The organism is Vibrio sp. FE10 (assembly GCF_030297155.1).
In the GTDB taxonomy this organism is placed as follows: Bacteria; Pseudomonadota; Gammaproteobacteria; order Enterobacterales; family Vibrionaceae; genus Vibrio; species Vibrio apostichopi.
In genome coordinates, this window is the sequence record NZ_AP028068.1 from 794,462 (window position 1) to 807,014 (window position 12,553).

At 46.3% G+C, this 12,553-nt stretch carries 8 protein-coding genes; 7 read left to right on the plus strand and 1 reads right to left on the minus strand.

Translation table 11 applies throughout. The features are described from left to right. The first annotated feature begins 120 nt into the window (after positions 1-120). The 4 genes from QUF19_RS20580 to QUF19_RS20595 all read left to right on the plus strand — a co-directional run bounded on the left by QUF19_RS20580 (position 121) and on the right by QUF19_RS20595 (position 5,136). Entirely contained in the window at positions 121-1,089 is a 969-nt protein-coding gene (locus QUF19_RS20580; RefSeq protein ID WP_286302858.1) for a sugar kinase, read from the plus strand. Positions 1,090-1,108: 19 nt separating this feature from the next. Then, a complete protein-coding gene (locus tag QUF19_RS20585) occupies positions 1,109-1,738 on the plus strand; it encodes a bifunctional 4-hydroxy-2-oxoglutarate aldolase/2-dehydro-3-deoxy-phosphogluconate aldolase (RefSeq protein ID WP_017111230.1) in 630 nt (209 codons plus the stop codon). A gap of 174 nt (positions 1,739-1,912) precedes the next feature. Further along, entirely contained in the window at positions 1,913-2,608 is a 696-nt protein-coding gene (locus QUF19_RS20590) for an oligogalacturonate-specific porin KdgM family protein (RefSeq protein ID WP_102439099.1), read from the plus strand. Positions 2,609-2,685: 77 nt separating this feature from the next. After that, positions 2,686-5,136 carry a family 20 glycosylhydrolase gene (locus QUF19_RS20595; protein WP_286302863.1) on the plus strand — a complete coding sequence of 817 codons (2,451 nt, stop codon included), beginning with the start codon at positions 2,686-2,688 and terminating at the stop codon, positions 5,134-5,136. A 120-nt stretch (positions 5,137-5,256) separates the two neighbouring features. Here the strand turns inward: QUF19_RS20595 and QUF19_RS20600 are convergent, their stop codons facing one another. Next, the gene (locus QUF19_RS20600) at positions 5,257-7,320 is read right to left on the minus strand and encodes an ATP-binding protein (protein ID WP_286302865.1); all 2,064 of its coding nucleotides are present in this window, start codon (positions 7,318-7,320) and stop codon (positions 5,257-5,259) included. Positions 7,321-7,528: 208 nt separating this feature from the next. Here QUF19_RS20600 and QUF19_RS20605 point away from each other — a divergent pair, with 208 nt between their 5' ends. The 3 genes from QUF19_RS20605 (at position 7,529) to QUF19_RS20615 (ending at position 12,551) form a co-directional block, all read left to right on the plus strand. Beyond that, the gene (locus QUF19_RS20605; protein ID WP_286302867.1) at positions 7,529-8,869 is read left to right on the plus strand and encodes a sigma-54-dependent transcriptional regulator; all 1,341 of its coding nucleotides are present in this window, start codon (positions 7,529-7,531) and stop codon (positions 8,867-8,869) included. Between the two features lie 321 nt (positions 8,870-9,190). Beyond that, a complete protein-coding gene (locus QUF19_RS20610) occupies positions 9,191-10,204 on the plus strand; it encodes a TAXI family TRAP transporter solute-binding subunit (RefSeq protein WP_048610053.1) in 1,014 nt (337 codons plus the stop codon). 169 nt (positions 10,205-10,373) lie between these two features. Beyond that, positions 10,374-12,551 (plus strand): TRAP transporter permease, encoded by a 2,178-nt coding sequence (locus QUF19_RS20615; RefSeq protein WP_286302874.1) that lies wholly within the window; start codon positions 10,374-10,376, stop codon positions 12,549-12,551. Positions 12,552-12,553 lie beyond the last annotated feature (2 nt).

The following is a 12,553-nucleotide window of genomic DNA, read 5'->3' on the forward strand; positions in this document are numbered from 1 at the left end:
TCCACAGCTAGTTAGTACAACAAATTCAGTACAACAAATTGTGGAGTGGTTTAGCTAGCTCAGGCTCTGCTTCTCTGTAGGGCCTTCTTCCCCATTTATCTCTCTATTTTAGGATCTGCTATGCCTGCATCTTCTAACTTCAATATTGCTTTCTTTGGCGAGTGCATGGTCGAAATCAGCGGCTCTCCATTAACCAAAAAATTCGGCGGTGACACGCTCAATACCGCGCTTTACCTGTCTCGCTTAACTCAACATCAAAACCTCTCTGTGCACTACGCGACGGGCCTTGGTTGCGATGAACTGTCTCAAAATATGATTGATAGCTGGCAGTTAGAAGATATTCAAACCAATTTCGTTGAACGCATCCCAAACAAGCTACCCGGCTTGTACATGGTCGAAACCGACGAGACAGGCGAGCGACACTTTCATTACTGGCGCAACGACGCGGCAGTAAAATCTTACTTTCAAATTGATAACTTAAACAAGCAAACCGACAACCTGAATAAGCTTGAAATCGCCCTGACAGAGAAGCAAGTCGATGCGATTTACATCAGCGGTATCAGCATCGCGATTTTGGATGATGCCTCTCGTGAGTGCCTATTCAAAGCCATTAGCGTGTTCTCAAACCAAGGTGGCAAGGTGATTTTTGATAACAACTATCGCCCGCAGCTTTGGAGTACTGAGCAAGCTCAACATTGGTACGCCAAGTTACTGCCGCTGGTGGACATCGCCTTGATTACCGAAGACGACGATCTACTTGTCTGGGGGAACTCAGAGAGCGTTCAACAACGCTGCCTCCGTTTGGGGTGCCAAGAGATCGTCATCAAACGTGGCTGCGAGCCATGCAAGATTGTTCAAGTTGAACAGGGCAACATTATTGAGAATTATGTCTCAGCGACTCGTGTTTCTAACGTGGTCGACACCTGCGCGGCGGGCGACTCATTCGCTGCGGGTTATTTAGCTGCGCGTCTTACTGGCGAGAGCGCCACTGACGCAGCCGAACTTGGCCACCAACTGGCTTCCATCGTTATTCAAAACTCTGGCGCAATCATCCCCGTGAGCGCTATGAGCCAACTGATTAAAAAATAAAATAAAAAGCGGAATTATTATGTCTCAAGAAATGATCAACAAACTTAAGCAATTCAAAGTTATCCCTGTTATCCAAATCAACAAGGTTGAGCACGCGATTCCATTGGCAAAAGTGTTGGTAGAAAACGGCCTGCCCGTTGCTGAAGTAACATTTCGTACTGAAGCGGCAGCTGACGCGATTCGTGCGATGCGCGATGCGTACCCAGAGATGTGTATCGGTGCCGGCACAGTATTAACGCCAGCGCAGATCGACCTTGCGAAAGAGTCGGGCAGCGAATTCATCGTGGCTCCGGGCCTAAATCCAAATACTGTAAAACGTTGCCAAGAGATCGGCATGCCAATCGTTCCGGGCGTAAACAATCCAAGCCAAGTAGAGCAAGCGCTAGAGCTTGGCCTTAACTTCTTAAAGTTCTTCCCAGCAGAAGCGTCTGGTGGCATCAACATGGTGAAGTCTCTGCTAGCGCCATACGTTGATGTGTCTTTAATGCCAACAGGCGGTATCGGTAAACACAACGTGAATGACTACCTAGCCGTGGATCGCGTGGTGTGCTGTGGTGGTACTTGGATGGTGTCGCCAAAAATGATCGAGAACGAGCAGTGGGATGAGATTGCAGTATTGGTTCGTGAAGCCGTTGAATTGGTGAAATAGTTAAATTTAGCTTTTATTAAAATAAATAATAGCTACTGAATATGAGCAGTAGCTATAAATACACTTCATACAATCAAAATAATTAATAAGAAATAAAAAGGTAGTCTCCGAATTTACATCTTTCTGCATATATCAATGTGCGGTGGGTTTTTATAATCATAATATCGGTGAACTATGAAAAAGTTACTTCCTTTAACACTACTAGCATTATTACCAATGACCTCAACTGCCGGGGGTTATGTCGATTTAAGGGCAGAGTATCGAAGTACGACAGATCAGTATCGAAGTCGTTTTATTGTTGGTCACCATTTTGATAATGGGTACGGTTTAGAAACACTGACGAATGTTCGACATGCAGCGGGAGCGTATGACGAAACGAAGGTGATTAATACCGAGTTTACCCATTATTACACCTATGCCATCAATGACAATTTTATGCTGAACCCTGGCGTAGTGATGAATTTTCAAGGCTCAAATACCTTCTTGATGCCTTATCTAAAGCTCAATTACAACTTTGACAATGGGCTCTTTGTACATGGCCGTTATCGTTATGACTTTTCGACCGAAGCTTTAGTGAATGACTATGGTAATGAAGAGACAGCAAAGCGAAACCGTTATGATATTTGGACGGGATACAATACAGATAAATACATGATTTCGTATGCGTTTACGTATTTCGATCAGATTACGCATCATACGACAGAGCTCGCAACTGGTGACCTACATGCCCGCGAGCATACCGTCAAAGCAGTCTACAAATGGAAACCAACAGTGAGGCCATACGCTGAAGTGGTTGATGCGGATACGGTGCAATCTGAAAACGATAAAACGGATTGGCGTTTCCGAGTCGGTGTGAATTTCTCATTCTAAAACAACATAGCCTAGTTATTTTTGTGAATAGGCTCTGATAAATAAAATACAATGAAAGTTATATAGGAAAATTAATAATGAAAAAAACTATATTGTCACTATTGATATCCGGTTCAGTAGTTTCTCCAATGGCTTTAGCAATGGCTCCAAATACAGACTTGAATTTAATGCCTTATCCACAAACTGTGGAATTAAAATCAGGCCAAGTGAAAGTAGATGGTAATTTTAAAGTTTACATCAAAGGCTTTAATTCTGATCGCGTTGAATACACGGCGAAACGCTTTATTGATCGCCTTGAGCGTCAGGCGGGTGTGCCGATTTTAAATTGGCAGGTTGATAGTGCAGATCAAGCGAACCTGATCATAGATATCGACGCAGCACCAAAGTCTGAAATACAAAATATCGACTCTGTAGAGTCCTACAAAATTACCACTCAGGGTGAACAAATCACGCTGAGCTCTCCAAGCCCATACGGCACGATTCACGGCATCGAAACCCTTTTACAGCTCGTTGAAACAACAGCGACTGGCTACCATATTCCTGCCGTTACGATTGTCGATGAGCCTCGCTTCCGCTGGCGTGGTGTCTCTTACGATACGTCGCGTCACTTTATTGAATTCGATGTGCTGATTCGTCAGTTAGACGCGATGGCGTCGGCGAAGATGAACGTGTTCCATTGGCACTTCTGGGACGACCAAGGCATTCGCATTCAAACTGAATCATGGCCGCGTCTGTGGTCTGAAACCGCCGATGGTAATTACTACACTAAAGACCAAGTTCGTTACTTAGTGGAATACGCCCGTAACCTTGGTATTCGTGTGATTCCAGAGGTGTCTCTTCCGGGTCACTCTTCTGCGGTTGCTCACGCTTACCCACGTTTGATGTCTGGCGGTGAAGGGCAAAACTACGAGCAAGAAAGAGGGTGGGGCGTATTTGAACCTCTCATGGATCCGCTGAACCCAGAAGTCTACGATATGCTAGGTGATGTGTTTGACGAAGTGACCGAGCTGTTCCCTGATGAGTATTTCCATATTGGCGGCGATGAGCCGAATTACGCGCAGTGGAAAAACAGCGCAAAGCACCAACAGTTCATTGAAGAGAACAATATCGATGGCGAGCGTGGTCTGCAGTCTTACCTCAATGTAAAAGTTGAGAAGATGCTCGAAGAGCGCGGTAAGAAGATGACGGGTTGGGATGAGATTTGGCATAAAGATCTGCCGACTTCAATCGTGATTCAAAGCTGGCAAGGGCACGACAGTATTGGTCGTGCGGCGAAAGAGGGCTACCCAGGTATTCTTTCTACGGGTTATTACCTCGATCAACCTCAGCCGACTAGCTACCACTATCGCAATGACCCAATGCCAAGTGGCATCACGGTTGACGATAAGCTGCACAGTGGCGAAAAGTTCGTGACCTATCAATGGCAGAAGCCACGTTCAAAAGGCGGCCCACGTAAGGGAACACTGACTATCATTGAAGCTAAAGATGGCACTTTCCGCGCATTCAGTGATTACAACGGCAAGTCTCGCGAAGAGATCTTCATCCTTGATTATGTGCCGGGTGAAATCTTTGTTGGTCACTTCGATAACTTCATGTCGTACACCGAATTTAACCTAAACCTGAATCCAAAGGGTTTTGCCGAAGGCAGTTACCAACTGGTGGGTAACGTGCGTTGGCCAACCACAGGTGAAGTGATTGCGAGCAGTGATGTTGAAGGCAGCGTGATTCCTGAGCCAAACGGTGGCTACCCTGCGGAGCTAACCGACAAGGAAAAAGAGCTGATTTTAGGTGGTGAGATCACCATGTGGCTAGAGAACAAAGACAGCCTCACGGTCGAAAACTACCTATGGCCACGCAGCTATGCAATTGCTGAGCGCTTCTGGTCTGATGCGGAACTGACAGATGAGCGCAGCATGTACAAGCGCATGAAAGCGATGGATACATGGTCTGAAGTGTCGGTTGGGCTACGTCACCATGCAGATGCTGACATGTTGTTGAAGCGTATTGCAAAAGGCCAAGATATCCACGACCTGCGTGTGCTTGCCAAGTACACTGAGCCAGCACAGTACTATGCACGTAACTGGGAAAAGTGGAATTCTACTGAACCTAAGGGCACTTTATATAGCCAATACGAGCGTCTAAACCGCTTTGTTGATGCGCTGCCAGTAGAAAGCTACGCTGTGTATGAGATGCAAGACTTGGTCAATGACGTTTCGACGGGTAATCAACAAGCGCTTGAGCAACTTGCAGAGCATTATCAACAAGCAAAATCGGCTGCACTCGCGGCTAAAACTGTCTTCGCAGGTAATGTGTCTTCGGTGGAGACTGTGGTTGTGGCAGAGAAAACTGCGGAAGTCGCAGACTTGGCGTTAACCTTGATTGCTAAAGCACAAGCGGGTGAAAAAGTTCGAGCATCAGACGCGAAAGCCTACCAAGCGATACTGTCTGAATCAGCGAAAATCTACGATGAATCGATCATCGCGATTGTTCGCCCGACAGAGCTCTTGTTGAAGCAGTTAGCTGAGTAAGCCGTTAACGGATTAACGAAGTAAGTCACACGCCAATCAGTGAATCAAAACCGCCCTCCGTGGGCGGTTTTTTAGTTTTAGCTTCTCAATCGGGTGCGATTCCCCGGCCAATGTAAGCGATTACTCACTATCAATATTCTGTAGTGTTAACGTGAATGTCATGCCTTGATCTGGGTTGTTCTTGGCTATCAAGGCACCTTGCATATCCCGCACATTGTTTGCTGTGATGGCCAAGCCGAGACCCAAACCTTCGCCCATTTTTTTATTGGTGTGGAAGGGTTCAAAAATGGTTTCGAGTTGGTCTTCTGACACGCCACAGCCATTATCTTGCACCTTGATGATCACACGTTGTTGATCGGTATGTGCGCTGATAACAATGGTCGCGGGTGTTTGATTCTGCGTAGCGTCCACAGCGTTTCTAAGTAAGTTGCCAAGCACTTGGCGAAGTCGTGCTTCTTCTCCCATCACCATCGAAATATTAGAGGCGACACGCACGCGAATATCGACGCTGTCTAATTCGGCTTGGTGAATTCGTAGGGTTTCTTGCAGCGCTTCGGTCAGTGAAACCGGGTAGGGGCTTTCTAACCTTTTATAGGCGAACGACTTCAATTGACTGGTCATGTTGGCCATTCTGTCGATGAGGCTCATGACTAAGTCCATGTTCGCTTTCAACATCTTGGTCTCACCTCTTTCCATCAGCAACTGATTACTTGAAAGTAAAGTTTTTAGACCAGTAAGCGGTTGATTTAACTCATGAGTAATCGCACTCGACATCCGCCCTAATGCGGCAAGTTTGCTTGATTCCACCAGTTCTTGCTGCGCGTCTTTGAGATCTTGTGTTCGCTCTTCTACTCGCAGTTGCAGTGTTTTATTGGCGTTTTGAACCGCAATTTCTGCTTTCTTACGCTTACTGATATCAATCACCGTACATAGGTAATAAGGCGTTGAATGCCAAGGGAATGAGCTAATAGAAAATAGCACTGGGAAGTAGCTGCCATCGCTGCGTCTTGCCATGGTTTCGACGCTGGTGATCTCAGCCAGTTCTTGGTGTTGCTCCAGGTTCTTGAGTAGCTGTAACGTGGTTGAATTTGGGTTGCCTGCTTCAAATAACTGCCACGCCTTGATGTTGCTGATCATCGAATCAGAAAGGCAAAAGTAGTTCTTCGCCATCAGGTTAATATCGTGGATATGACCATGTTTATCGATCAGCACCAGCCCAACGTGGGTTTTATTGATCATTCCAGACAGTCGTTTTTCTGACTCTTCGATGAGCTTTTGGATTCGCAGATTACTGAGTTTTTTCTGACGCCTTTGATAAAGAATAACCAGCAACAGTAGAATGAAAAGACAGCCAACCGCCACACTCCAGCTGATCCAGTTCGTGGTCTGATTGAGGCTGGTTAATGGTGTTAGGTAGGTTAAACGCCAATTGAGGTCGTCTAACTTGATGGATTGGATAAGGTAGTCTTTATCTTGCAGTCGCCACACGCGAATATGGGTTTGGTCATACAGCTCACGTTTTGTCGCTGTGGGCTGAGAATTGAACGTGTCATTGAACCAGTCAGCGCTCAGTCGTTTATCACTCGACAGAAAGAACTGATCGCGAGGGTTCTGGAACAGTATCGCTTCACCATCGGCAAACCATTGATCGGTCAGCAACGATAGGTCGATTTGTACTGCGACAATACCGACCACATCGGACGCCCGATAAACCGGCGCGGCAATAAAGTAATCGGGTGTCACGCCTTTATTTTTGGTCACTACAGAGATAGCACCACCTTGCTGGTGGATTTTAGACACAATCGTGCTGGCGTTCTTTTTGCTCAGCTTGCTTCTTTCTACACTCGATACTAACAACTCGCCTTTGCCTGAAAGCAGATACCAGCCCTTGGTGTTGGCCGCTTTATCCAGTTGAATCAGCTGTTTCTTAATGCGTTTTTCAAGGCGGGCTTCACCATCAATGAAACGTACACTGGTTTCATCGTTCGTCACTAGGTAGGGCAGATAATAGAAGCGTTTCAGGGTACGTCTGGCTTCGGCAATGTATCCGAGGAAGCGCTGTTCTGCATAGCGTTGGGCTTGTTCGAGCTTCCATTGGCTTATACCACTTTTGGTGGTTACCTGAACCAAACCAATTAATAAACAGGCACATAGGAATAACCAATATCGATTGTTATTCATCATTGCTGATCAAATCCTTTTAAAACTAGTGACTTGAGAAGGTTTTCTGTTTGCTTTTTAAGCGAATGGAGAGTGAGACAAGTTGAAGCTAGCAAACATTATAAAACTGTTAAAGGAGTGTTATTCAAAGTGGGAGCTAGCTCCTTTTCGTCTGCGGACTTTTTACATACCTTAGGCGACATTATTCAGAGGTAAGTGGCGGAACCAAACCATGCAGCGTATAGCTTTGATTGAAGATGATGCAATTGTGCGTCAAGCAACCAGCCAATGGTTACAATTAGCGGGCTTCGATGTCACCGCATTTGAGGTTGGGCAAGATGCGTTAAACGCGGTAGAGCAGGGTGATTTCCAAACCATCATTAGTGACGTTCGTTTACCTGATATAGACGGCGTTGAGTTGCTTGCGCGATTTAAGCAGTTAGTACCTGAGGTGCCTGTCATCTTGATTACGGGGCATGGCGATGTCGATATGGCCGTGAAAGCGTTACAGCAAGGCGCGTATGATTTCATTGAAAAGCCATTCGACCCTGAGCGTCTGTCTCAAACGGTTTCGGAAGCGGTCGACAAACATCAAAGTGGCCAAGACAGAAACAGTCGTCAGAACTATCTGGATAACCTGAAGGGTATCGAACAGGTGCTGATTGGTCGCAGTAAAGTGATGTGTGAATTGCGAGAGCAAATACAAAAAGTCGCCTCGATTGATACCAATGTGATCATTTATGGCGAAACCGGCTGCGGTAAAGAACTAGTCGCTTCTTGTCTGCATGAGTTTAGCCAGCGTAAAACCCATCCGTTTGTGCCGCTAAACTGTGGCGCGATTCCAGAAAACCTCTTTGAAAGCGAGCTATTTGGACACGAAGCCGGTGCGTTTACTGGTGCCGCCAAGCGACGTATTGGTAAGCTTGAATTTGCCGACAAAGGCACGGTGTTCCTTGATGAAATAGAAAGTATGCCGCTGTCGATGCAGGTCAAAGTGCTGCGCACCTTGCAAGATAATGTTGTAGAACGCGTGGGTGGTAATCAGCAACAACATGTTGATCTACGAGTGGTCTCTGCCTCGAAAAGCGATCTACTGAATCATCCTGATTTTCGCCAAGACCTTTTCTATCGTTTGAACGTTGCCCAACTGCATTTACCTCCCCTTAGTGAACGAGAAGACGATGCTTTGATCCTTTTCGAACACTTCACTCAAGAAGCGAACAGTGAAACCCGAGTTGCCAGTGAGGCCGATCGCTATGCCTTGTTGTCGTATTCGTGGCCGGGCAATGTGCGTGAACTGCGTAATGTTGCGATTCGTTTCGCACTGGATGAAAGCCTGACTGTTGGCGATATCTTGGCGTGTCGCCCCAATTCTGTCACAGAGTCCACAACGGCAGGCATCCCGTTGGCGGTTCAAGTGCAGAGCTTTGAGCGAAAAGTGATTCATGATGCACTAGTGCGTTATCAGGGGCGCATCAATGATGTGATGCAAGACTTGGATTTACCCCGTCGAACATTGAACCAAAAGATGGTGCGTTATGCGTTGAACCGAAGCGATTATGTCGATTCGTAATTGATGATGAGATTAGAAGTGTTGTCTGGAATCAATGAGCAAAAAATGGCTCATCAGATATTTATCATTTTATAAACATTGATCACGCAAATGTAACACAGTGTGACTTGGCTACCTTTAAACTGATGTTATTCGTGGTTTGGGATAAGCAAAAAATAGCTCATTGATTCGTAGTCAAATAAGCAAGAAATGGCTTACTTTAGGTGGTTTTTGAAATAAATATCAATAAAAACAGTAATTTATAAATTGGCATTGTGCTTGCTATCTAGCAATTGTTGTTAACAAAAATATAACGTGAATAACTCTACATGGAGAGTAATAATGAAATACAACAAGCTAGTTAAAACTTTAGCAATCGCAATGGCCTCTATCGGCCTTATCAGCAATGCCTCAGCTCAAGAAGATCGCAGCTACATTTTAGCGACGGCCTCAACGGGTGGTACTTACTATCCAGTGGGTGTGGCTTTAGCGACATTGAGTAAAGTTAAGCTTGCGCCAAAGCAGCACTTTTCTTTGGCAGCTATCAGCTCAGCGGGATCGGGCGAAAACGTGAAACTTCTCAATGAGAACGAAGCACAGTTTGCCATTCTGCAAGGTTTGTATGGCGCATGGGCATGGCAAGGGCTTGGTCCATATGAGAAGTCAGGCAGTCAAAAACAACTGCGTTCAGTCTCTATGCTATGGCAAAACGTTGAGCACTTTATTGTGCGTTCTGATCTGACAGAAACGGGCACCATGAGTGATTTAGAAAATCTAAACGGCAAAAAATTCTCTATCGGTAAGAAGAACTCAGGTACAGAGAATTCAGGACGCCAAATCATGCAAGGCCTGTCGGTTAACCCAGAACAATTTAAACTCGCCTTTATGGGTTACGGCGGCAGTGCCAGCGCACTACAAAATGGCACCATCGATGGTATGAATACGCCTGCTGGCGTGCCTGTTGGCGCGGTAACTCAAGCGTTTGCAGCCTTGGGTGAAGACATTCAAATCCTGTCATTTACCGATGCGCAAATCAAACAAGCGAACGGTGATTACAATATCTGGACTAAATATGAGATCCCTGCAAACACTTATCCAGGTGTTGATAAGCCGATCACCACTATCGCTCAACCCAACTTCCTAGCGGTTCGTGAAGACATTTCTGAAGAAGACGTGTACCAGCTGACCAAAGCTATTTATGAAAACCTACCTTTCCTACAAGGTATCCACAAAGCAACCAAAGCAATGGCACTCGAGAAAGGGATCGCAGGTCTGCCTGTTCCACTTCACCCGGGCGCTGCACGTTACTACCAAGAAGTGGGCATCGATGTTCCTTCTGAGTTGATCGTTAACTAGCTTATCTGTTGTCAGGTAACTTTTGGTTCGTGAGCTAACTGTTTGTTGCCATCAACTAACCCCTTCGTGACTTAATTGCTTGGTGCACGTTCGCTCAAGAATGTGTTCGTGCACCTCCTCACTTTATGGATTTTCTCTTCGTGTTTGCTGCGGAGAGCAGGAGTTTTCTATGAGCGATTCGCTGCAGCAGGAACTGAAAAAATTTGAACTGCCGACCCGAACGGATTTTCCGTGGGTGGGCAAAGCGATAACGACAATGGGAGTGATCCTCTCGCTGTTACACATTTGGTTTAACACCTTATCTACTTTGCCAGAGCTTTGGATCTCAGCGACCCACTTTGCTGGCTTTGCGATCATTTGTGCACTTTGGTATCCCGCCCATATCTCACTGAAAAAAAGCAAAATTGCTTTGGCAGTGGATATCGGAATCGCTTTGGCGGCTCTGGCTTGCCTTATCTACATTCCCTTTGCGGAAGACGCATTGTATGAGCGAGGCGTGAAGTTTATCGCCAGTGATTGGTTCTTCTCTATCTTGGCGATTGCTATCGTTATTGAGCTGATTCGTCGCACCATGGGATGGTTTATTCCGGTTCTTATCTTGGTGTGTTTGAGCTATGTAGTGCTTTGGGGACAATGGACCAGCGGCATCTTCCATTTCCCGGGTTTGAGCCTTGAAACACTGCTTTACCGAAGCTTTTACTCATCCGAAGGAATGTTCGGTTCGATCTCAAGAATCAGCTGGACCTTCGTGTTTATGTTCATCCTATTTGGTGCTTTCTTAGTACGCTCGGGTGTCGGTGATTACATCATTGATGTGTCTCGCGCAGCGGCGGGCAAAGTGATTGGTGGCCCCGGTTTCATTGCTGTGATTGGTTCTGGCTTGATGGGTTCAGTGTCTGGTTCGAGCGTAGCAAACACGGTATCGACGGGCGTTATCAGTATTCCCTTAATGCAAAAGGCAGGCTTCCCTTCGCGTTTCGCGGCAGGTGTTGAAGCGGCTGCATCGACGGGCGGGCAGTTGATGCCACCAGTGATGGGTGCGGGTGCGTTTATCATGGCGTCTTACACGCAGATTCCTTATGTCGACATCATTGCGGTTTCCTTCTTACCTGCGCTTATCTACTTTTTGTCTGTGGCATTTTTCGTGCGTATAGAAGCAAAACGCAGTGGCGTGCAAAAAGTCACTTCTGGTTGTGAACCTCTATTGAAGGTATTGCTGTCGGGCTGGCACAACCTGATCCCATTAGCGGTGTTGGTGACTCTGTTGGTGAAGGGCTTCACGCCGACTTACGCAGCGGGTATCTCGATTCTGTCTGTCGTCGTGGCTTCATGGTTCTCTAAAAATCACAAAATGGGACCAAAGGCGATCATCGAAGCACTTTCTCAAGGCGCAAAAAACATGGCGACCACAGCGGTGTTGTTGGTGGGCATTGGCCTAGTTATCAACGTGATCAGCACGACCGGAATTGGTAACACCTTCTCGTTGATGATCAACAGCTGGGCGAACGGCGACTTGTTGGTGATGATAGCCTTAATCGCACTGGCATCTTTGATTCTGGGTATGGGCTTGCCAGTAACCGCGGCTTACATCGTGTTGGGTACTCTGTCTGCTCCAGCCTTATACAAACTGATTGCTGAAAGCCAGTTGCTCGATCTGCTGGTTTCGGGTCAGTTACCTGAACAGGCGAAAGCCATCTTCATGTTGGCGGCGCCAGAAAAATTAGACTTACTGAATGCGCCAATGGCACTCGAAACAGCCAAAGAGATGATTGCGTTAGTCCCTGCTGATTTCGTGGAAACCCTACTTGAGCAAAGCTTAGGCTTGGAAGCGATCAGTCTTGCACTGCTTTCTGCACACTTGATCATCTTCTGGTTATCGCAAGACAGCAACGTGACACCACCTGTTTGTTTAACCGCATTTGCCGCCGCGACTATTGCTAAAACGCCACCAATGAGAACCGGATTAATGGCATGGAAGATCGCAAAAGGCTTGTACTTAGTGCCATTGTTGATTGCCTACACTAACTTGGTAAGTTGGGATGTGACCTCCGTTTTGGTCACGGGTGCTTTTGCTATTATTGGTACTTACGCGTTTGTTGCTGCGATTGAAGGCTATCTAGAAAGTAAAATTAATCTGCTGACTCGTGTTGTGTTAATCGTGCTGGGTGTGGCATTGGTTTGGCCTGATATTTCCGTCGTGATTCGCCTAGTGTGCGTAGCACTTTTCGTTGGTCTTTTTATTCACACGGCTCGTCAATATGATGCTAATCAAGTGAAAAAGGAATCGGAAGAAGAGCAAGAATCGTTGCCTCAAACGGAACCTGACACTGTCGCGTCTTCCCTATAATT